This window comes from Yersinia aldovae 670-83, from assembly GCF_000834395.1.
Classification (GTDB): domain Bacteria; phylum Pseudomonadota; class Gammaproteobacteria; order Enterobacterales; family Enterobacteriaceae; genus Yersinia; species Yersinia aldovae.
On the sequence record NZ_CP009781.1, the window covers coordinates 2,957,466 to 2,980,237 of the forward strand.

The following is a 22,772-nucleotide window of genomic DNA, read 5'->3' on the forward strand; positions in this document are numbered from 1 at the left end:
TAGATGGATGATTTAAAACCGGAAGACGATCTGAAACCAGATAGTAGTGACCGTCGTCCTACACGTTCTCGCAAGCCCTCAACTGGGCCTAAACTTGCTGTTTCACGCCAACACATGATGATTGGCATCGGCATTTTGGTTCTGCTGTTGATTATTATCGCCATTGGTTCAGCGCTAAAAGCGCCAACTGAACATGAGGCTTCGCAACAGAACCCGAATGTGGATGCGGCGAAAACGATTAATTTGTCTGATTCCTCTTCACTAACCAGTGGTAATAATTCCCAGCCGGGTGTGGCGAACAATGCCAGCGATGGCCATGATGCCAACGGCGTGAAGAACAGCGCTCAGCCACAAGATCTCAGTGCGCCGCCAATTTCTCCGACGCCAACTGAGGCCGCGCTACAGCCTACAGCGAACGGCCCAACCCAGCGGGTGGAAGTGCCAGGCAACATGTCAGATGCGCTGTCACAGACACAGGGGCAGGTTGATACCTTGTCTCAGAACATGAATGATGGGCAGACGTCAACATTGCCAACGGCTCCGGCAACCGTTTCTGGTACCAAAGGTGCGACAGTGGCGGCAACGGGTGAAACTATCACTCATCCGGCACAGAAGCGTCCTGTGGTTGAGTCCAAACCGCCTGTTACCAGCCATAAAAAACCGACAACAGCGGTGACTCCGGCAGCCTCTTCTGGTAGTAAATCCAGTGTGGTTGCGGGTAATAGCAGTACGTTGAAAAATGCACCGGCTAGTCACTTCACGTTGCAACTGAGCAGCGCATCGCGCTCAGACACGCTGAATGCCTATGCCAAACAGCAACAATTATCTGACTATCATGTGTACGAAACGAAGCGTGATGGCAAACCTTGGTACATTTTAGTCAGTGGTAATTACGCTTCTTCAGCAGACGCAAAAAGGGCAATCACGACGCTACCAGCCGATGTTCAGGCAAAAAAACCGTGGGTTAAACCTGTACAACAAGTACAGCAAGACCTTAAAAAATAAATCATTCTTATTTGTGCGCTGATGTGCTGTTTGAAACAGAGTACAATCTGCGGCTCTGAATTATTAAGTAGCTAACTGACGGCATGAAGAAAAACCGCGCTTTTTTAAAATGGGCTGGTGGGAAATATCCGCTGGTTGATGACATTCGACGCCATCTGCCAGCGGGCGACTGCTTGATAGAGCCATTTGTCGGTGCGGGTTCGGTGTTTCTTAACACTGAGTACGAGTCTTACATACTGGCCGATATCAACAGCGACCTTATCAATCTCTACAATATAGTGAAGTTACGCACCGATGATTTTGTGCGTGATGCCCGCGTCTTATTCACGGGCGATTTCAATAATTCCGAGCATTTTTACCTGCTACGGCATGAGTTTAACGTCAGTACTGATGCCTACCGCCGTGCATTATTGTTCCTCTACCTGAATCGCCATTGTTATAACGGCCTGTGCCGTTATAATTTGAGCGGTGAATTCAATGTGCCTTTTGGTCGCTACAAAAAGCCCTACTTCCCTGAAGTTGAGCTGTATTGGTTTGCGGAAAAATCGCGAAAGGCCGTGTTTGTTTGTGAGCATTATCAGGAAACGCTATTAAAAGCAGTGCATGGAGCGGTGGTTTACTGTGATCCTCCGTATGCACCATTGTCCGCGACGGCGAATTTTACGGCATATCACACCAATAATTTCGGTATTGCAGATCAACAGAACCTGGCTCGCCTGGCTTACCAGCTTTCGGCTGAAAATCACATTCCGGTTCTTATCTCTAATCATGACACTGAGTTGACGCGCAATTGGTATCATCAGGCGTCACTGCACGTAGTGAGAGCGCGCCGTACTATCAGCCGTAATATTCTTGGCCGTAGTAAAGTGAACGAGCTTTTGGCGCTGTATAGCTGAGTGGGGTCACCACTCAGTACAGATTCAAACCCAGTTGTTTATGGAATAAGTTGTGCTTTAGATATTTATGCTAGAAAAATAGATAAAGCCGATATTTCATAAAGCAAAGAACCACGTTTGGAGAAGCGGATGAAAAAGTTTTTAATTGCCCCATCTATTCTGTCAGCCGATTTTGCCCGGCTGGGTGAAGACACTGCCAAGGTGCTCGCAGCGGGGGCTGACGTCGTACACTTTGATGTGATGGACAATCATTACGTGCCCAACCTGACCATTGGGCCGATGGTGTGCCAGGCTTTGCGTGATTACGGGATTACCGCGCCTATCGATGTGCATCTGATGGTGAAACCGGTTGATCGTATCGTGCCGGATTTCGCCAAAGCCGGTGCGACTTATATCTCATTCCATCCCGAAGCCTCTGAACACGTCGATCGCACCTTGCAACTGATCAAAGAGAATGGCTGCAAGGCCGGTCTGGTGTTTAACCCTGCCACGCCGCTGAGCTATCTTGATTATGTGATGGATAAGCTGGATGTCATCTTATTGATGTCGGTGAACCCCGGTTTCGGTGGGCAGTCATTTATCCCTGAAACACTGAATAAGTTGCGTCAGGTACGTAAACTGATTGATGACAGCGGTTACGACATTCGTTTGGAAGTCGATGGTGGCGTTAAAGTGGATAATATCCGCGATGTCGCGGCTGCCGGTGCTGATATGTTTGTGGCGGGGTCGGCTATTTTCAATCAGCCAGATTACGCCGCAGTGATTGATGCCATGCGCAGTGAATTGGCGATGTCTGCCCATGACTAAATTTGCCTCTATCCGTGGTGTGGCGTTCGATCTGGACGGCACACTGGTTGATAGCGCTCCGGGGCTTGCCAGAGCGATTGATATGGCGCTGTCACATCAATATTTGCCGGTTGCCGGTAAAGATTTGGTATCAACCTGGATTGGCAATGGCGCTGATGTGTTAGTCGAGCGTGCCTTGCGCTGGGCTGGCCGCGAGCCAGATGCGCAATCTGTGGCGCATACCCGTGAATTATTTGACCGCTATTACGCCCAGACGGTAGGGGAGGGAAGTCAGCTATTTCCGCAAGTGGAAGCAACATTGGCGCATTTGAAGGCCAGTGGTCTGCCGATGGGCCTGATTACCAATAAGCCGACGCCATTTGTTGCCCCTTTGCTGGCATCACTGGGTATCGCGAATTATTTCTCGGTTATTATCGGCGGTGATGATGTGGTGGTAAAAAAACCGCATCCAGCCCCACTGTATTTGTTGTTAGCTAAACTTGGCCTGCGCGCTAGCGAAATGCTGTTTGTCGGCGATTCGCGGAATGACATTATGGCTGCGCAGGCGGCGGGTTGCCCCTGTGTCGGGCTGACCTATGGATATAACTACGGTGAAGCTATTGCCACCAGTCATCCTGACTGTGTGCTGGAGCACTTTGCCTGTCTGTTGCCCGCCATCGGGCTACCATCTTTAAAAGATCAGGAAGTATAAAATGAGTAAACCCACTGAAATAACTGCTGTATCCGATAAACAAAAACCTATCGTATTTAGCGGCGCGCAGCCGTCCGGCGAATTGACTATTGGCAATTACATGGGTGCGCTGCGTCAGTGGGTACAGATGCAGGATGACTATGATTGCATCTATTGCATTGTTGACCTACATGCAATTACTGCTCGTCAGGATGCGAAGAAATTACGTAAAAGAACGCTCGATACCCTGGCGCTGTATCTGGCTTGCGGTATTGATCCGCAGAAAAGCACCATTTTTGTTCAATCCCATGTGCCGGAGCACTCTCAACTGGGCTGGGCGCTGAACTGCTATACCTATTTCGGCGAGCTGAGCCGCATGACCCAGTTCAAAGACAAATCAGCCCGTTATGCGGAAAACATTAACGCCGGTTTGTTCGATTATCCGGTATTGATGGCGGCGGATATTTTGCTGTATCAAACCAATCAGGTGCCGGTGGGAGAAGACCAGAAGCAACATCTGGAGCTGAGCCGTGATATCGCGGGCCGATTCAATGCGTTGTATGGCGATATTTTTAAAATCCCAGAGCCGTTTATTCCCAAAGCCGGTGCGCGGGTGATGTCGTTGCAGGATCCGACCAAAAAAATGTCCAAATCTGATGATAACCGCAATAATGTCATCGAATTATTGGAAGATACTAAATCTGTGGTGAAAAAGATTAAACGCGCCATGACCGATTCTGATGAGCCAGCGGTTATCCGTTATGACACCGAGAAGAAAGCCGGTGTTTCTAACCTGTTGGATATTTTGTCAGGGGTGACAGGCCAGTCTATTCCTGAGCTGGAAGCCCAGTTTGAAGGCCAAATGTATGGTCATTTGAAAGGTGCGGTTGCCGATGCAGTTTCTGGCATGCTGAGCGAGCTTCAGGCGCGTTATCATCAATATCGCGAAGACGAGGCTTTCTTGCAGGAAGTGATGCGTGAAGGTGCGGCTAAGGCGCGTGCTCGCGCGCAAGTTACGCTGGCAAAAGTGTATGAAGCTATTGGTTTTGTCGCACATCCGTAAGTGAATCAATAAGTCATTCGAAGGGGGAGCCTTCCCCCTTCTGAGTCAATTTGGCTTAACCCACTCTTTCAACTTGTTCCTTCATCCCTGCTTTGCCGTGTTCTGCGCTGGAAAACCAGTTCAGTTTTTCGCGTAAATTAACCACACTGCCGACGATAATCAGGCTAGGGCTGTTGACCTGCTGTGCGAGTAATCCCAATTGGCTTAGTTCGCCGCTTACCACCCGCTGATGCCGCGAGGTACCGTTCTCGACCAGTGCCACTGGCGTTGTTGCAGGCATCTGGTGTTGAATCAATTGCTGCTGGATCTCACCTGCCTGTGATAGCCCCATATAGAACACCAGCGTTTGTTTTTCTGCGGCGAGATTGGCCCAATCCAGTTGACCGTCTTTTTTGGCGTGCCCGGTAATTAGCCGCACACTCTGCGCATGGTCACGATGGGTAAGCGGAATGCCGCTGTAGGCAGAACAGCCGGATGCAGCGGTAATTCCTGGCACCACCGAGAACGGTATTCCAGCCTCCGCCAGCGTTTCTAACTCTTCGCCGCCGCGGCCAAAAATAAACGGGTCGCCGCCTTTCAAACGTACCACCCGTTTACCCTGTTGCGCCTGTTGCAACAGAATTTGATTGATTTGATCCTGCGGTACGCAGTGGCGGCCAGACTCTTTACCGACAAAAATGCGCTCCGCATCACGCCGTACTAAATTCATCACTTCATCGGACACCAGGCGGTCATATACCACCACGTCAGCTTGTTGGATCTGCTGCAACCCTTTTAATGTCAGCAAACCAGCATCCCCCGGCCCGGCTCCGACTAATACTACTTCGCCGCGATCAGACAGTGGCGCATTGAACAGTCGCTCAACGTGTTGTTCGACTTGTACCTGATCCTCATTAGCCAGTGATTGCGCCAGACGGTCGTGGGTGAGCAGTTTTTCCCAGAAACGGCGACGGTCAGTCATCGCGGCAAAATGCTGTTTTACCCGCTGACGTAAGTGGCCCGCTAGCTGTGCCAGTTGCCCTAAATGCAGCGGTAATATGGCTTCCAGTTTTTCTCGCAGCAATCGCGCTAACACAGGAGCTTTTCCGCCAGAAGAGATAGCTATCATGATAGGAGAGCGGTCAATGATTGATGGCATAATAAAGCTGGTGCGTTTTGGGTCATCAACCACATTGCAGAATATGCGCTGTTGGTTGGCGCTTTGATAGACCAACGCATTGACCGACAATTGATCCGTTGCGGCAATCACCAACCATTTTTCTGCCAACAGTTCCGGTGCGAATTCGCCGCTGACTAATGAAAGCAGCCCCTGTTGCGCCCAATGGTGAAACTGCTCGGTAAATTCACAGGCATTGACGGTGACGGCGGCACCCGCATCAAGCAATAAGCGGGCTTTACGTTCGGCCACTTCACCACCACCGACCAACAGGCAGGCTTTGTTTTGCAGTTGGCAGAAAATCGGGAAGTAGTCCATGGGCAATCCTTCATTTTTGTGGCAGGAGGTAGCTATCTATAGTTCAGTGATTGAAGGGGCGACCGCACCTAGGGGCGCTTCGATGGCTTACGCCATTACGACCCCAACGGCACGTTTCCCCTTCATTCAGCTAATTCAGTACGTTATTGCTTAGCAGCTTGTGACGCATTGACTACCGTAGGCTGTGGACGTTGCTCCCGTGGGGTGGCATACCAATAACCCAAGCCCATAAAGACCGCGCCTGACAGGGTATTCCCCAGTGTCACCCACAGCAGGTTATGACCAATGCCGCTCAGGGTGTAAGCCTCGCTGTGATGACCGAACCAGGACAAGGCGAACAGCGTCATATTTGCTACGGAGTGTTCGTAACCGGAGGCAATAAAGGCCAGCAAGCACCACCAAATAGCGATAAATTTAGCGGCACCTTCTACCCGAATTGCCATCCAGATCGCCAGACAAACCAGCCAGTTACATAGTACACCCTTAAAGAATAAGGTCATAGCAGGCGCAGAGGTTTTTGCCAGCGCCGCAGTGTGCACCAAACTAGTATCCACTGACAGCAGGTTACCGCCGCCGTAGTAATAAAGCAGGGCAACAAAAACAGAACCCAGCAGATTCCCCAGCCAGGTTTGTGGCAGTACAGCCCACATTTGACTGGATTTAATCGTGCCTGCCTTGACCCCAAAGGTCAGGAACATGGTGTGGCCGGTAAATAGCTCAGAACCAGCGATAATCACTAAAGTCAGCGCCAGACCAAAGGTGGCCCCCATGACTAATGGGCGGTAAGCGGGGTCAATCAGATTGCCCAAGGTAAAAATCAGAATAATGCCAAGGCCGACATAAGCACCGGCCATCGCTGAACCAATCCAAAATCCCAGCGGGCTTTCTTTTGCCAGTTTGACGATGCGGGCCGCGTTGGCCGCGCATTTGTTAATTGTATCTGTATACATACTCATACCTGTGATCGAGAGTTATTTTGTGGTTATCCGGCACTGGCCGGATAACTGTTATCTATCACGCTTTGACTTGCACTATGCCGTCGCGAACCCGCGCATCAAAATGGGCAACCGAGCGCGTTTCATCTTCCAGACAGAAGCCATCATGCAGGCGAAAATGTTGTTTTTTCAGTGGGCTGGCCACCCACAAATCACCTTGATGTTCTGCAATTAATCCGCGCGAGAGCACACTGGCCTGAGCGAAGGGGTCAATGTTGCTAATGGCAAACACCTGTTCGTCCGCATAAGGCCGGAATACCGCGACTTGATGCTCACCAATCAGGCCACATACGCCGCTACCGGGCAAAATATCGGCTAATGGGCAAAGTGGAATCCACTGACTCATAAGTTATCCTCCAGTTCCAGCACCCGAACAGGGATGCGTTCATCCGGACGGGCCGGGCGATGTTGGTCGCGTTCTGGCACCACTTGTACATTCGGGTCGCGCTGCGGGCTGTTGATAAAGTGGGCAAAACGAACTTGTGCGGCCGGATTTTCGACGGTGGCTTTCCATTCGCAAGTCACTTTATCGCGCAAACGGGCAATATCGGTTTCCAATTGGTCGTTGATACCCAGCTTGTCATCAAGGATCACCGCGCGCAGATAGTCGATGCCACCTTCCAGACTTTCCAGCCAGACTGAGGTGCGTTGCAGTTTATCGGCGGTACGGATGTAGAACATCATAAAGCGGTCGAGATAGCGCATTAGGGTTTCTTCATCCAGATCCGCTGCCAGTAAGTCCGCATGACGTGGTTTCATCCCGCCGTTACCGCAGACATACAGGTTCCAGCCGTTTTCGGTGGCGATAATCCCGACATCTTTGCCCTGTGCTTCTGAACACTCACGGGTACAGCCGGAAACACCAAATTTCATTTTGTGCGGGGTGCGAATGCCCTTATAGCGGTGTTCCAGCGCGACACCGAAGCCAACGCTATCGCCAACCCCAAAGCGGCACCAGGTGCTACCGACACAGGTTTTTGCCATACGCAGTGCTTTGGCATAGGCGTGTCCGGTTTCAAAGCCCGCGTCAATCAGTTGTGCCCAGATAGCCGGCAGATCATCTTTCTGTGCGCCAAACATCCCAACGCGCTGTGAGCCGGTCAGTTTGGTATACAAGTTATATTGTTTGGCGATACGGCCTATGGCCAACAAGCCATCCGGCGTGATTTCGCCGCCCGGTGAGCGCGGGATAACCGAGTAAGTGCCGTCTTTTTGGATATTGCCGAGGAAGTTGTCGTTGGTGTCCTGCAACGGGGTATGTTGCGGCTCCAATATATATTCATTCCAGCATGAGGCCAGCAGCGAGCCGATGGTCGGTTTACACACTTCGCAGCCGTAGCCTTTACCGTATTTTTCCAACAGCGCGGCAAAGGTTTTAATTCCTTCGACCCGAATCAGGTGATACAGCTCTTGGCGCGAGTAGGCGAAGTGTTCACAGATATGATGATTGACTTCAATGCCTTGCTTGCTCAGTTCAGCATTGAGAACTTGTGTTACCAGCGGGATACAGCCGCCGCAGCCAGTACCGGCTTTGGTGGCAGATTTCAGTGCGGCAACGGTGTGGCAACCCTGACCAATGGCTTGAATAATATCGCCTTTGGTCACATCAAAACAGGAGCAGATTTGCGCGCTATCTGGTAGGGAATCAACCCCCATCGCCGGTTTGCTGCCCGCATGGGCTGGCAAAATCAGGCTGTCGGGGTTTTCCGGTAGCTCAATATTATTCAGCGCTAATTGCAGCAGGTTACCGTAATCGGTGGTATCACCCACCAGCACAGCTCCCAGCAAGGTTTTATTATCCGCGCTGACCACCAGCCGTTTATAAATTTCTTTATTTTCATCCAGATAAACGTAGCTGCGTGCGCCTTCAGTGCGGCCGTGAGCATCACCAATCCCACCGACGTCTACACCGAGGAGCTTGAGTTTGGCGCTCATATCGGCACCGTGGAAGGCATTTTCGCGGCCTAACAGATGATCAGCGGTGACTTGCGCCATTTTATAGCCCGGCGCGACCAGGCCAAAGGTGCGTTCTTGCCACGAGGCACACTCGCCAATGGCGTAGACATCGGGGTCGGAGGTTTGGCAATAATCATTGATAGCAATACCACCACGGCGCGCTGTGGCTAAACCGCATTGGTGAGCCAGTTTGTCTTGTGGGCGGATACCGGTGGAAAAGACAATAAAATCGACTTCTAACTGGCTACCATCGGCAAACAGCATGGTTTTACGGCTGTTTTGCCCGGCGTGAACAATCTCTTGGGTATTTTTACCGGTATGAACTCTCACGCCCATGCGCTCAATCTTCTGGCGCAGTTGGTCACCGCCCATTGCGTCAAGCTGTTCTGCCATTAATACCGAAGCAAACTCAATGACATGGGTTTCCACGCCGAGGCTTTTCAGCGCACCGGCGGCTTCCAACCCTAACAATCCACCACCGATAACCGCGCCACGTTTGCTGCGGCGAGTACAGGCTTCAATGGCATTTAAATCTTCAATGGTGCGGTAAACAAAGCAGTCTTGCCCTTCGCTGCCTTTAATCGGCGGGATCCACGGATAGGAGCCGGTCGCCATAATCAGCTTGTCGTAATACAGAGTGCGGCCGCTGTTGGAGTGGATAACTTTCTCTTTGCGGTTAATGGTGATGGCGCGTTCGCCAACCAGCACTTTGACACCGTGCTTTTCATAAAAACCTTCACGAACCAGTGACAGTTCTTCCGCAGTGTGGTGGGAGAAGTAAGAAGAAAGATGTACCCGGTCATAAGCGATGCGCGGTTCTTCGCAAAAGACGGTTACCTCAAATTGGTCCTTATCCGCTTTATCTAATAAGTCTTCGATAAAACGGTGGCCGACCATGCCATTGCCGATGATGGCAAGTTTGACTTTGCTCATTTTTGCCTCAATTTTTAATTTTCTACCTTCACCTTAATCTTCCGTGCAGCGCACTTATTGATGTAAATCAATTAGCTTTCCATATACCTCTAAGGTGGTAGGTAAATGATTTTAAACGTTTTTTGATAAGTTGCGGATTTTGTTCATCTTTAGCTGAAAGGTTTCAGTCTGAGATTTTAAATCATCAAAAAGAAAATCAGGCAGCGGGCGGTTGGTCGGGTAAGCTAAAGCCAATAGCTTTTTGTTATGGCAAGAATATAAAAAAGATCACGGAGGCATCGATGACAGCGCAATCCTTACCAAATTATCTCCTCACCACGATTAATAATGTGCGATTGAGCGGGCAAGCGGGGCGGTGGCAGATAACTATCGCTGATGGCAAAATCAGTGCTATTTCGCCTCAACCAGAACAACTGACAACCGGTGCGGGCGTGCTGGATGCGCAGGGCGGCTTGGCGCTGCCACCATTTATCGAGCCGCATATTCATCTGGATACCACTCAAACCGCCGGGCAGCCAAGCTGGAACCAATCCGGCACCTTGTTTGAGGGTATTGAGCGCTGGGCTGAGCGTAAAGCCTTACTGACCCGTGAAGATGTTAAACAGCGCGCCTGGCAAACATTGAAGTGGCAAATAGCCAATGGCATTCAGCATGTGCGCACCCATGTGGATGTTTCCGACCCCAGCCTGACGGCCTTAAGCGCCATGTTGGAAGTCAAAGAGGAAGTCAGCCCGTGGGTGGATATGCAGATTGTGGCCTTCCCGCAGGAGGGAATTCTCTCCTATCCGGATGGTGCCGCACTTTTGGAAGAGGCGCTGCGACTGGGTGCTGATGTGGTTGGCGCTATTCCTCATTTTGAATTTACTCGCGAATATGGCATTGAGTCGTTGCATATCGCCTTTGCACTGGCGCAAAAATATCAGCGGCTGGTGGATGTGCATTGCGATGAAATTGATGATGAGCAGTCACGTTTTGTTGAAACAGTGGCGGCACTGGCGCACCGGGAAAACATGGGTGCGCGCGTGACCGCCAGCCATACCACGGCGATGCACTCTTATAACGGCGCTTATACTTCACGGCTATTCCGCCTGTTGAAGCTGTCCGGTATTAACTTTGTGGCTAATCCTTTAGTCAATATCCACCTGCAAGGGCGCTTTGACACTTACCCCAAGCGGCGGGGCATTACGCGGGTGAAAGAGATGTTGGCGGCACAGATTAATGTCTGTTTCGGTCATGACGATGTGTTCGATCCGTGGTATCCGTTGGGAACGGCTAATATGTTGCAGGTATTGCATATGGGGCTGCATATTTGCCAATTGATGGGATACGACCAAATCAATGATGGGCTGAATCTGATAACTCATAATAGCGCCAGAACGATGAATTTATCGGATTATGGTTTGCAGCCCGGTAATCGCGCCAATCTGATTATTTTGCCCGCAGAAAGCGGTTTTGATGCGGTGCGGCGGCAGGTGCCAGTGCGCTACTCTATTCGTCACGGCGTGGTAATTGCCAAAACGCAGCCAGCAGAGAGCCGGATTTATCTCGGTCAGGAAGAGGTGGTGAATTTCAAATAGGTATTGCCCTGCATCTAAGTGGCTGCAGGGCAGGAAAACCGGTTAATCAGTGAGTCTCATGGCCGTGGCTACGGTGCTTGGTGAAGAAGCCCAGAATCAGGCACATCACAAACACGGCAAGGTACAGGCCGTTGGCTGTTGTCAGCGCGGCATGTACACCACTGTTAGCCACAATCGGGCCGGTAACCACAAAGGTCAGCATGGTGCCGACGGTACCGCAGGTCAGAATGAAGTTCACCAGTTTCGGCGAAGACACTTTGGTTTGCAGTGAACCCAATGTAATCAGCGTGGTGTAAATTGCGCTGGAAACAAAGCCCAAAGCCAGAATGTAGTAGCTCAGATGCTCTGGATTATCCGTGCTAACAAACATATACATCGACAATGTCGCCAACGCCGCCAACACGGTGACGATGCGTTGCAGATCGAAAAAACGCAGGATAAAGCTAAATACCCACATCCCAATCATATAGGAAATCCAGAAATTACTGACTAACTGGCCTGCCTGGCTGATATCCATATTGAAGGTTTTGGTGGCGTATTCCGGCACCCACTGGATGAAACCGAGTTGGCCGAGGATATAACATAGCGCGGCAATCGCCAGGAACAGCACGCCGATACCCCATTTTTCTTTCGCGACAGGCTTGCTCTGGTCAGTGGCTTTATGGCCCAGCACCGGGAACTCAGAGCACAGTGTCAGCACGAAAATCCCCACATACAACAAGCCGATGCAGGCATAGACCCAGTACCATTCGATATGCCGCGCCAGCAGCATGGCAGCCACAACCGGGAAGATCATCCCGGCCATACTGAAGAAGGAGTCAGTAAACAGCAGGCGTGAACCGCGCTGACGTCCTGCGTACATATGGGTTACCAGGAAGGTACCTATCGACATGGTTATCCCGCTGACCACCCCGAGGATAAACATGCTGATGGAGAAGACCATCAGATTATGCCCAACCATTAATCCGGCAATTGCGATTAACATCAGAATGAAACCAAACACTAACTGACGTTTTAACGGAATGATTTCCATCAACCAGGCATTGAGGAAGATTGAAATCAAAATGCCCGCGTTAAGGAAAGTAAATGTGTTACTCATACTGGCAATAGGCAGATTAAAGTATTCTGCGATATTCCCCATCACCATCCCGGTGACAATAACTAACGCACCGGTAAGGGCGTAAGAAAAGTAACTGATCCAAGTTAGCCGAATGCGATTGCTGTTATTCATAAATAGGCCTGTGTGTCAGTATCAAATAAATAAGAGTTAAAGACAGATAATAGCTAAAAACGGGCATAGGGCTAAAAAGGCATCAAACCAGTTTCCAGCTCTAAGGCGGCGGATCCTAGCACAGGCATTGCTATATTTTGTGATGTATATCCAACTTTTAATGCAATTGATATGATGTTGTTGCGAATAATAGTGAGGCATCACAGATTCTGACTCGGAACAAATGAGAAATACTCTTATTTTAATGAGAATTGACACCGCGTTAAGCCTGGTTCATATATGATCTCCCACGAACTCGAACTGTCAGCGCCAATAAAAACTGTCAATAAAACAGTAGAGTAATCAATTGTATTTTTGTTATACCCAAAATAATTCGAATTGCAGGAAGGTGGCAATGCAATGAACCCAATGAGTTGTTATAAATCAAAATATTGGGTTGATCGTGGCAACCAGCACACATGCAGTCTGAAGTATGCAGGGTATATTGAGATAAAGGAATTATCGTGATGAACCGTGGGATTTCCGTTGCCATGCCATTGGTACATGGATGCCATTAGGCCAAATGCATTATCGCAGAAGGTGCTATTCCGCCTGGCTGGGGATAGCCGCGATTCTGATGCTCTTTATCGCTCCCGTGGTGTCATCCTCACTGGCGCTTTCGTATGAGCAAAATACCGCGGCCATGTCGGAGACCGACTGTGCCACGGAGATGGCGCATCATGATAACCAAACCGCCCAGACCACCCATGCCGGGCAACATGAGGCCACCCATAATGACATGATGATGGGTCATGCCGCCTGTGGCTATTGTGTATTACTGATCCACCTTCCGTTGCTTAATACGGCTTTTAAAGCCGATATTCGCGCCGTCTTACTGCTGGCTGAGGTATCACCCTCCTCATTCATCTATTCAAAAATTATTGACGATACCTATTCCGAAAACCAACCGCGCGCTCCTCCATTCTTCTATTCCTGATAATCCGATAAAAAATAAACCCCTTTTTCTGGTATGGACAATTCCCTACTGGAGTGATTTGTATTACCCAAGGAATAGTTATGTCTGGTAAGAATAAAATCTTTAAAAAAACATTATTAGCATGTGCAATAACCACGACCCTTTCTGTATTGGCCTTAAATGCTTTGGCTATGGAACATGATAACGGGGTTACCCATCAGCCGGTGGCGAATAACGCAATCGGTGATGATTCCGCCCAAAAAGCCCATGACGCTGATGTCATTACCGTTACTGCGCCAACGTTCTCGCCACTCACCATCGTCACCTCACCTAAAACGCCACGCCAGCCCGTGCCTGCGAGTGATGGTGCTGACTATCTGAAAACCATTCCCGGTTTTTCGCAAATCCGCAATGGCGGAACTAATGGTGATGTGGTTTTCCGTGGCATGTTTGGTTCGCGCATAAAGATTCTGACGGATGGGGCTGAAACGCTGGGAACATGCCCATCACGGATGGATGCGCCTACATCGTATATTTCACCAGAGAGTTTTGATCTGTTAACGGTAGTCAAAGGGCCACAATCTGTACTGTGGGGGCCGGGAGCGTCTGCGGGAACCATTTTGTTTGAGCGTGAACAACCCCATTTTGCCGACGCGGGTATCAAAGGAAATGCCAGTTTACTGGTGGGTTCTAATGGCCGCTGGGATAAAAACATTGATGCCAGCCTGGGCAACGAGCAAGGCTATTTGCGTATGATGGGGAATCAGTCTCAAGCCGGAGATTATAAAGACGGTAATGGTACTCGGGTGCCGTCGAAATGGGATAAATGGAATGCGGATATGGCGTTGGGCTGGACACCGGATACCGATACCTTGCTTGAACTCACCGCAGGTAAAGGCGACGGTGAAGCAAGCTATGCAGGGCGTGGCATGGACGGCTCTCAGTTCTTGCGAGAAAGCCTGGGCGGGCGTTTTGAGAAATCCAATATTGGTGACGTGTTAGATAAAATCGAAGCGAAAGTTTATTACAACTACGTCAATCATATTATGGATAACTACACATTACGCACCCCACCGATGATGGCAATGTCGAGTAATCTGGACCGGCGCACAATGGGGGGCCGGGTTATGGGGACCTGGTTGTGGGAAGACATTAAACTGGAGGCGGGAACAGACCTGCAAACCAACACGCACCGTAAAAATAAACAAGGCAATTGGAGTAAAAATGCCCGCTTCGATAATTATGGCATGTTCGGTGAGTTGACCTGGGCTGCCAGCGAGCAAGATAAACTGATTACCGGTGCCCGTATTGACCATCACCACGTCACAAATTACACCCGTGCCGATGAACCGACACGCTCAGCTACGCTGCCAGCCGGTTTCATGCGTTTTGAACATAATCTGGCTGACCTGCCTGTCATGTGGTACGCCGGATTGGGCCATACTGAGCGTTTTCCTGATTACTGGGAGCTGTTTTCACCGAAAGTTGGGCCTACCGGGTTCGGCAGTGCTTTTGAGGGCGTCGCCAGTGAGAAAACCACTCAGCTTGATATCGGTACCCAATATAGTGGCGAGCAGCTAAATGGTTGGATATCGGCTTATTTGGGCCGGGTTAACGATTTTATTCTGTTCAAGTATGACCCGAAAAACCTGCGTATCAGTCAGGCGGAAAATATCAATGCCACCATCATGGGAGCAGAGATGGGGGCCGGGTATGCGTTCAGTGACCATTGGAAAACCGATGCCAGTGTGGCTTATGCCTGGGGGGAAAATACCAGTAACAACCGCCCCTTGCCGCAAATCCCCCCACTGGAAGCACGCTTGGGGCTGACCTATGAAACCGGCAGTTGGAGCAGCACCGCACTATGGCGGCTGGTCAGTAGCCAGCATCGGGTTGCGATTAACGAGGGGAATGTGGTTGGCAAAGACTTTGCTGACAGTGCCGGTTTTGGCGTCCTGTCCGCTAATGTGGCCTACAAGTTGACCCAACAAGTGAAAATCAGTAGCGGCGTGGATAATTTGCTGAATAAAGCTTACAGCGAGCACCTCAATCTAGCGGGTAACAGCGGATTTGGTTATTCCACCAATACCGCAGTGAACGAGCCGGGCCGTACCTTTTGGGCAAAACTGAATGTGACGTTCTAATCGGAATTCCCGCGTGAAATTAGCTGGGTGGCAGGCATTGGCTTGCCACCTTTTTCAATGAATTACCGTTCGTTAAAGGCTCTTTTTAGGCGGCATAACCGAATTACGTATCACAATCGTGGGCGGGAAGTTGGCGTTGGTAATCAGTGGGTTAATTAGCAGTCGGGTGGCGTATTGCGCCATTTCCACAATGGGGAAATGCAAACTGGTTAACGCCGGGCAAACAAACGGGGCGCGTTCACCGCTGTCATAGCAGATCAGTGAGATATCTTGTGGCACTTGCAAATGGTGTTTGTTGATAGCCAGCAGCGCACCAATGGCCATTTCTTCGTTACAACAATAAATCGCTGTCGGCAGGCGGGGTTGTTGCAGGATTTCATCTGCTCGCTGGTAGCCACTTTCTAAATCATAAACGCCTTCCACACTGGCGACCGGTTCCAAACCGGCCAATTGCATGGCATCAATGAAACCCTGACGACGCAGCAAACTGGAATAGCGCTGGGCCGATCCGCTGATACAGGCGATATCGCGGTGACCCGCATCAATAAGTACCTGTGTTGCCATCTGGCTGGCACTGCGGTGATCGAAGGTGACACAGCGGGCTTCAAGGCCCGGAACCAGCCGGTCAAGCAACACGAAGGGCCGATCTGCTGCGGCAAGTTGGCGCAACTTCTCATCACTGAGAAAACGCACATGCAAAATTAAGCCATCACAGCGCAAGTTATACAGCCGCTGAATGGCCTGCCACTCCTTCTCGGCGTTATCTCGCCCCTGAGTCACCAGGAGCTGCTTACCCTGAGATTCAGTTTCTGTTTGCACAAAATCCATCAACGCACCAAAAAACCCCCCCCGATAAGAGGTGGTCACCAGCCCCAGCGTATTGCTCTGGCTGGAGGCCAGCGCGCGTGCCGCAGGATTAGGGGTATAACCCAGAACCGCGACGGCTTGCTCAACTTTCTCGCGGGTTGGCGTTTTGACATTGGTATCACCGTTGACCACGCGGGAAACCGTAGCACGGGAAACCCCGGCTAATGCCGCGACGTCTTCTAGTGTGACCATCATCTTGCTCCAATCCCCTTTGTGCCTGAAGACGCAGAGAGTTAGCTCCACTTACTCACCCGAGTCACTTACTTGAGTAAGCTCATCGGGATTCATTCGTTTGCTACCTACCTGCGACTCCAATTACGTTGGGTATAAAATGAGTTAATGTTACAAATCTTTGAACTGAGGCAGGTAAGGTTTGTTGACCAGTAGAACCTCTTCTAATAACGGCTGGGCAATGCTGGCATTACCGATCAGTGGGTTGGTCACTAATGCCAGCAAGGCGCTGCGACGGTCACCGTGCACCGCCGCTTCAATCGTCAAACGTTCATAGGCTTTCACTTGCTGAGTCAGTCCATGCATAGAAACCGGCAATGGGCCGAAGGTGAGCGGATGGGCACCCTGAGCATCAATAATGCAGTTAGTTTCTACCACAGAATTGTCAGATAATCCGCGAATCGCACCACGGTTTGTTGTATTGACAACTAATTGTGTACCCAAATTATTATGGATTGCGCGAATAAGCTCCAGTGCGACTTCAGAATAAAACGATCCACCGCGGAAACTGAGCTGCTCGGGTTTACTGTCCAGATGGGGATCAGCGTACAGCTCAAACAACGCCTTTTCTACCTGCATCACTTGTTCGGCCCGCGTCCCGCGCTCTGCGGCAGCCGCCATCTCTTCTGCCAGCATATCCTGAGTCTGGTAGAAATAGCGGTGATACGGGCAAGGAATCGCGCCCATAGCTCGCAGGAACTCCGGTGGCCAAGGCGCTTCCTTGATATTGTTCATGGTCAGTGAGGCACCATCACACAGCATATTCAGCACCTCGGCGGTGACATCTTTACCCTGCTGTAACACCTCATGCACCCATACCATATGGTTCAGCCCGGCAAAGCGCAGTTGGATATCTTCATAAGGCGCTTTTAGCAAATTAGCTATCATATGATGCATACTGATTGGGACATTACACAAACCAATGATTTTTGCTTTACTATAACGAGAAACGGCTTCGGTGACGATTCCGGCCGGATTAGTGAAGTTGATAATCCAGGCATCCGGTGCCAGTCGTTCGACTTTCGACGCGATATCCAGCATCACTGGAATAGTGCGCAGTGCTTTGGCAAAACCCCCCACCCCGGTTGTTTCCTGACCCAGCAGGTTGTATTTCAGCCCCAAGCGCTCATCTGCCGCTCGTGCGGGTAACTGCCCAACCCGGAACTGCGTCAGCACAAAGCTGGCCCCTTCAATGGCGCTATCCAGCGAGAAGTGAACGCTGACATTAACGTGTTCCAGCCCGTGGCGTGCCAGCATCCGGCGGGTGAGTGCGGCAATAATCTCTACTTTTTGACGGCCCAGTTCTACATCAGCCAGTGCCAATTCAGTGACCGGCAACTCATTGATCCGTTGAATCAGTCCATCAACCAACTCCGGTGTATAGCTACTGCCGCCACCAATAATGGCAATTTTAAAGGTTTTCATAACGTGGCCTCAAAAGGGATTAATTTAAAATGAGAGCGCTCTCATTTGAGGGAGATTAACGAATGGTCAAAAACAAAATGCGATATTACTCACAAAAGCGGCAGTTTGGACGTCGGGGGATCAGCAAGACGTGATCCTGATTGCAGAATTCCACTGTTGCCTGGGATTGGGTGAATGCGTTAATTTGTCTAATGGGCGGTCTTGGGGCGGTTAATCGCCCGATATTATAAGATTTCGGTGAAAATGCGCATTCTGTTACGTAAATATCGGTAAATGGGTGGCATTGCGACGATCAGCTCTCTAGAATCAAAGCGCTTTTCCGTTGTTCGCATCCCACAGAAAGGAACCGTTAATGTTCAAACGTACTCTAGTGACCTTCATTGCAATTTGTTCCCTCAGCGCCGTGGCACCTGCTGCTTTAGCTGCCAGTGAGCCTCATGTGTTGTTAACGACATCGGTTGGGAATATTGAGTTGGAACTCAATAGCCAGAAGGCCCCGGTTTCGACCCAGAATTTCGTTGATTATGTTAACAACGGTTATTACAACAACACTATTTTCCACCGTGTTATTCCAGGTTTTATGGTGCAGGGCGGCGGATTTACGGCTGACTTCAAACAAAAAACGGCTAAAACACCAATCAAAAATGAAGCGGATAATGGCCTACGTAACCTGCGCGGCACCATCTCGATGGCCCGCACCGCCGATAAAGACAGCGCCACCAGCCAGTTTTTCCTGAACGTGGCAGACAATGCTTTCCTCGATCACGGTCAGCGTGACTTCGGTTATGCCGTGTTCGGTAAAGTGGTTAAAGGGATGGATGTGGTAGAGAAAATTTCTCAGGTTCAGACCGAAAACGTTGGCCCGTACCAGAATGTGCCGGTTAAGCCGATCACCATCCTGTCAGCGAAAGTTTTACCTTAATTACCCAGACCAGCCTTCAATCCCCTGAAGGCTGGTTCCCTTATTGCTTAAATCCTGTTCCTGCCAGAAATTAATCCGTTTGTCCCAACCGCGTGCTTATAATCAAGTATCTGTCTCAGTTTGGGGTAACGGTTTATGAGCGAAACATTACTTATCGCGAAGGCGCAGCCCGTACAGGATTTAGTGATTTTATCGGCACTGGCTAACCGACATGGCCTGATTACTGGTGCGACCGGCACGGGTAAAACGGTCACCTTACAAAAGATGGCCGAGCAATTCTCCCGCATTGGCGTGCCGGTATTTCTGGCGGATGTGAAAGGAGATTTATCCGGCATCGGTGCGGCAGGAGTTGGGTCGGAGAAGCTGCAAACACGACTGGCGGCCATTGGGGTGACTGACTGGCAGCCACAAGCATGTCCGATTGTGCCGTGGGATATTTTCGCTGAGAAGGGTCACCCGATCCGAGCCACCATTTCTGATCTTGGCCCGCTGCTGCTGGGGCGTCTGCTTGATCTAAATGACGTGCAAAGCGGCGTGTTGCAGTTGGTGTTCAAAATCGCCGATGACAACAACCTGCTGCTGCTCGATATGAAAGACTTGCGGGCGATCGTTCAGTATGTCGGGGACAATGCCAAGCAGTTCCGCACACAATACGGCAATATCACCCCCGCCTCGATAGGTGCTATCCAGCGCGGTCTGCTGCAATTGGAACAGCAGGGCGCAAATCAGTTCTTCGGTGAGCCGATGTTGGATATCCATGATTTAATGCAAACCGATAGTCATGGGCAAGGTGTTATCAACTTACTGGCAGCGGATCGATTAATTAATCAGCCAAAACTGTACGCCGTTTTTTTACTGTGGCTGCTGGCTGAATTATTCGAACAATTGCCAGAAGTGGGCGATATGGATAAACCTAAGCTGGTCTTTTTCTTTGATGAAGCCCATTTGCTGTTCAATGATGCGCCGGCGGCGCTGGTGGATAAAGTCGAGCAAGTGGTACGACTGATTCGCTCAAAAGGGGTCGGTATCTATTTCGTGACACAAAACCCGTTAGATATTCCGGATAATATTCTCGGCCAATTGGGTAATCGGGTGCAACACGCGCTGCGTGCTTTTACTCCACGGGATCAAAAAGCGGTTAAAGCGGCGGCCCAAACCATGCGCGCGAACCCGGCTTTCAGCGCCGAACAGGTAATTACCGAGTTGGGTGTGGGTGAAGCGTTGATCTCTTTTCTCGATGAGAAAGGGCGGCCGAATGTGGTTGAACGCGCTATGGTTATCGCTCCACAATCGAAAATGGGCGCATTGGATGCTGCGGCACGTAATCATGCCATCAATCATTCACCGCTGTATGGCCGCTATGAAGAGATGGTGGATCGCGAGTCGGCTTACGAGAAATTATCCGCAGGTGGCTCTTCCACCTTGGGCGATGCGGCTCCGGGCGGCGCGACAGCACCGCAGCAGCCTGAAACTCAGGGCGGCGGTTTAATGGATGGGCTGAATGATTTACTGTTTGGCTCCACTGGCCCACGGGGTGGCAAGCGGGATGGTATTGTCCAGACTGCGGCCAAAAGCATGGCGCGGGATTTGGGGCGGCAAATTTTGCGCGGCGTACTGGGTTCGATTACTGGTGGGCGCAAGCGTTAACTTGATTCTTGGATATGAAATGCTGTTATTGATCGACAATTACGATTCATTTACCTACAACCTGTACCAGTATTTTTGTGAACTGGGTGCCGAAGTGGTGGTTAAGCGAAATGATGAACTGCAACTGGCTGATATTGAAAGATTAGCGCCATCCCATCTGGTTATCTCCCCCGGCCCTTGCACGCCGAATGAGGCTGGGATTTCTTTAGCGGCCATCCGCCATTTTGCGGATAAATTACCCATTCTTGGTGTTTGCCTCGGCCATCAGGCGCTGGGGCAGGCATTTGGCGCGCGCGTAGTGCGGGCCAGGCAGGTGATGCACGGTAAAACCAGCGCTATTTGTCATCGTGGGCAGGGGGTGTTCCGTGGTCTTAATCTGCCGCTAACGGTTACCCGCTATCACTCTCTGGTGATTGCCGCTGACTCACTGCCCGACTGCTTTGAGCTGACGGCATGGACGGAACAAGACGGTGTGATGGATGAAATCATGGGGGTTCGCCATCGCACCTTGCCGTTGGAGGGAGTGCAGTTCCATCCCGAAAGTATTCTTAGCGAGCAAGGCCATCAATTATTAGATAATTTCCTTAAAAATTAAAATGTTAGGTTGATTTCACTAATAAAATGATCTTTTTGTTTGCTTGATTATGACTTTTTATGCATATTTTGTGATTATATTTTCATGCGCCAGCAATTGGCAGCTTAATGGTTTATCACGGTGGATAGCGCAATGACAGATAAATTAGCAGTAACTCGCAGTACATTCGATCAAGTTATTTTGCCTGTTTATGCGCCGGCGCAGTTCATTCCGGTCAAGGGAAAGGGCAGCCGAGTGTGGGACCAGCAAGGTGCTGAATATATTGATTTTGCTGGCGGAATTGCGGTTACTGCGCTGGGGCATTGTCATCCGGCGCTGGTTGCCGCACTGCATCAACAAGGTGAAATGTTATGGCATACCAGCAACGTATTCACCAACGAACCGGCCCTGCGTTTGGCGCAAAAATTGATTGCTGCCACCTTTGCGGATCGGGTGTTTTTCGCTAACTCTGGCGGTGAAGCAAATGAGGCAGCGTTTAAGTTAGCTCGCCATTACGCCATTGAGCGCTACAGCCCGTATAAAACCAAAATTATTGCTTTCCACAATGCGTTTCATGGCCGCACCCTGTTTACCGTATCGGTTGGCGGCCAGCCGAAATATTCCGATGGTTTTGGCCCAAAACCTGCCGATATCGTCCATGTGCCGTTTAATGATTTGGCGGCGGTGAAAGCCGTTATGGACGATCATACCTGCGCGGTGGTACTTGAGCCAATTCAGGGCGAAGGCGGCATTACCTCGGCGAATCCTGAATTCCTGCAAGGTGTGCGCGATTTGTGCGATCAATATAAGGCGCTATTGGTCTTTGACGAAGTGCAAAGCGGCATGGGGCGTAGCGGTAAGCTGTTTACTTATATGCACTATGGTGTGACCCCTGACATTCTGACCACCGCGAAAGCCTTAGGCGGCGGCTTCCCTATCAGTGCGATGCTGACCACCGCAGAGATTGCCTCAGTAATGGCTGTCGGCACTCACGGCACAACCTACGGCGGCAATCCTCTGGCTTGTGCCGTTGCTGAGGCAGCGCTGGATGTGATTAATACCCCTGAGGTACTTAATGGTATAGAACAGCGCCACGGTCTGTTTGTGCAGGCTCTGCATGATATCAACAGCAAGTATCAGCTCTTCAGTGACATCCGTGGCATGGGGTTGTTAATTGGCGCAGAGCTAACAGCGCAATACCGTGGTCGGGCGCGGGAGTTTTTAAACGCCGCTGCGGCCAATGGTTTGATGATCCTCAATGCCGGGCCGGATGTGCTGCGGTTCGCGCCATCGTTGGTTATTGACGTGGAAGATATTAAGCAAGGAATGGTGCGGTTGGAAAAAGCGATTGCTGGCTTGATAAAAGGCTAGACAACATAATTGAGAAGCTTTTTGCCGCT

General features: G+C 50.4%; 19 protein-coding genes. 12 read left to right on the forward strand and 7 right to left on the reverse strand.

What is annotated here, in order from left to right:
* Positions 1–3: 3 nt before the first annotated feature.
* The 5 genes from AT01_RS13305 to trpS all read left to right on the forward strand — a co-directional run bounded on the left by AT01_RS13305 (position 4) and on the right by trpS (position 4,441).
* Complete coding sequence (locus AT01_RS13305) at positions 4–1,005, forward strand: SPOR domain-containing protein (protein ID WP_042547494.1); 1,002 nt, start codon at positions 4–6, stop codon at positions 1,003–1,005.
* A gap of 83 nt (positions 1,006–1,088) precedes the next feature.
* Positions 1,089–1,901: an adenine-specific DNA-methyltransferase gene (gene dam / locus AT01_RS13310; RefSeq protein ID WP_004702227.1), complete on the forward strand. Its 813-nt coding sequence runs from the start codon at positions 1,089–1,091 to the stop codon at positions 1,899–1,901.
* A 129-nt stretch (positions 1,902–2,030) separates the two neighbouring features.
* Positions 2,031–2,708, forward strand: coding sequence for a ribulose-phosphate 3-epimerase (gene rpe / locus AT01_RS13315; protein WP_042547495.1), 678 nt, complete (start codon positions 2,031–2,033; stop codon positions 2,706–2,708).
* Positions 2,701–3,399, forward strand: coding sequence for a phosphoglycolate phosphatase (locus tag AT01_RS13320; protein ID WP_042547496.1), 699 nt, complete (start codon positions 2,701–2,703; stop codon positions 3,397–3,399). Before rpe ends, AT01_RS13320 begins: the two co-directional genes overlap by 8 nt.
* 1 nt (position 3,400) lies before the next feature.
* Positions 3,401–4,441, forward strand: coding sequence for a tryptophan--tRNA ligase (gene trpS / locus AT01_RS13325; RefSeq protein ID WP_042547497.1), 1,041 nt, complete (start codon positions 3,401–3,403; stop codon positions 4,439–4,441).
* 55 nt (positions 4,442–4,496) lie between these two features.
* Here trpS and cysG read toward each other — a convergent pair whose 3' ends face one another.
* The 4 genes from cysG to nirB form a co-directional block, all read right to left on the reverse strand.
* Positions 4,497–5,915: a siroheme synthase CysG gene (gene cysG / locus AT01_RS13330; RefSeq protein ID WP_042547498.1), complete on the reverse strand. Its 1,419-nt coding sequence runs from the start codon at positions 5,913–5,915 to the stop codon at positions 4,497–4,499.
* Between the two features lie 143 nt (positions 5,916–6,058).
* A complete protein-coding gene (gene nirC, locus AT01_RS13335) occupies positions 6,059–6,865 on the reverse strand; it encodes a nitrite transporter NirC (protein ID WP_042547499.1) in 807 nt (268 codons plus the stop codon).
* A gap of 64 nt (positions 6,866–6,929) precedes the next feature.
* Positions 6,930–7,256, reverse strand: coding sequence for a nitrite reductase small subunit NirD (gene nirD, locus AT01_RS13340; RefSeq protein ID WP_005159717.1), 327 nt, complete (start codon positions 7,254–7,256; stop codon positions 6,930–6,932).
* Positions 7,253–9,799 (reverse strand): nitrite reductase large subunit NirB, encoded by a 2,547-nt coding sequence (nirB, locus tag AT01_RS13345; protein ID WP_042547500.1) that lies wholly within the window; start codon positions 9,797–9,799, stop codon positions 7,253–7,255. Before nirB ends, nirD begins: the two co-directional genes overlap by 4 nt.
* Before the next feature lie 281 nt (positions 9,800–10,080).
* Here nirB and AT01_RS13350 point away from each other — a divergent pair, with 281 nt between their 5' ends.
* Complete coding sequence (locus AT01_RS13350; protein WP_042547501.1) at positions 10,081–11,376, forward strand: cytosine deaminase; 1,296 nt, start codon at positions 10,081–10,083, stop codon at positions 11,374–11,376.
* A gap of 46 nt (positions 11,377–11,422) precedes the next feature.
* Here the strand turns inward: AT01_RS13350 and tsgA are convergent, their stop codons facing one another.
* Positions 11,423–12,607, reverse strand: coding sequence for an MFS transporter TsgA (gene tsgA, locus AT01_RS13355; RefSeq protein WP_042547502.1), 1,185 nt, complete (start codon positions 12,605–12,607; stop codon positions 11,423–11,425).
* A 547-nt stretch (positions 12,608–13,154) separates the two neighbouring features.
* Here tsgA and AT01_RS13360 point away from each other — a divergent pair.
* Positions 13,155–13,583 carry a DUF2946 domain-containing protein gene (locus AT01_RS13360; protein WP_042547503.1) on the forward strand — a complete coding sequence of 143 codons (429 nt, stop codon included), beginning with the start codon at positions 13,155–13,157 and terminating at the stop codon, positions 13,581–13,583.
* Between the two features lie 80 nt (positions 13,584–13,663).
* Entirely contained in the window at positions 13,664–15,706 is a 2,043-nt protein-coding gene (locus AT01_RS13365) for a TonB-dependent copper receptor (protein WP_042547504.1), read from the forward strand.
* Between the two features lie 72 nt (positions 15,707–15,778).
* On the opposite strand, the gene AT01_RS13370 is transcribed toward AT01_RS13365, so the two are convergent.
* Positions 15,779–16,765: a LacI family DNA-binding transcriptional regulator gene (locus AT01_RS13370; protein ID WP_042548620.1), complete on the reverse strand. Its 987-nt coding sequence runs from the start codon at positions 16,763–16,765 to the stop codon at positions 15,779–15,781.
* Positions 16,766–16,915: 150 nt separating this feature from the next.
* Entirely contained in the window at positions 16,916–18,229 is a 1,314-nt protein-coding gene (locus AT01_RS13375; RefSeq protein WP_042547505.1) for a 6-phospho-beta-glucosidase, read from the reverse strand.
* A gap of 352 nt (positions 18,230–18,581) precedes the next feature.
* Between AT01_RS13375 and ppiA the strand changes: the two genes are divergently transcribed.
* The 4 genes from ppiA to argD all read left to right on the forward strand — a co-directional run bounded on the left by ppiA (position 18,582) and on the right by argD (position 22,743).
* On the forward strand, positions 18,582–19,151 hold the full coding sequence (gene ppiA, locus AT01_RS13380) for a peptidylprolyl isomerase A (protein WP_042547506.1): 570 nt from the start codon (positions 18,582–18,584) through the stop codon (positions 19,149–19,151).
* Between the two features lie 135 nt (positions 19,152–19,286).
* Complete coding sequence (locus AT01_RS13385; protein WP_042547507.1) at positions 19,287–20,798, forward strand: helicase HerA-like domain-containing protein; 1,512 nt, start codon at positions 19,287–19,289, stop codon at positions 20,796–20,798.
* Positions 20,799–20,817: 19 nt separating this feature from the next.
* Positions 20,818–21,393 (forward strand): aminodeoxychorismate synthase component II, encoded by a 576-nt coding sequence (locus tag AT01_RS13390; protein WP_004702265.1) that lies wholly within the window; start codon positions 20,818–20,820, stop codon positions 21,391–21,393.
* 132 nt (positions 21,394–21,525) lie between these two features.
* Complete coding sequence (argD, locus tag AT01_RS13395) at positions 21,526–22,743, forward strand: bifunctional acetylornithine/succinyldiaminopimelate transaminase (protein WP_042547508.1); 1,218 nt, start codon at positions 21,526–21,528, stop codon at positions 22,741–22,743.
* Positions 22,744–22,772: the final 29 nt, after the last annotated feature.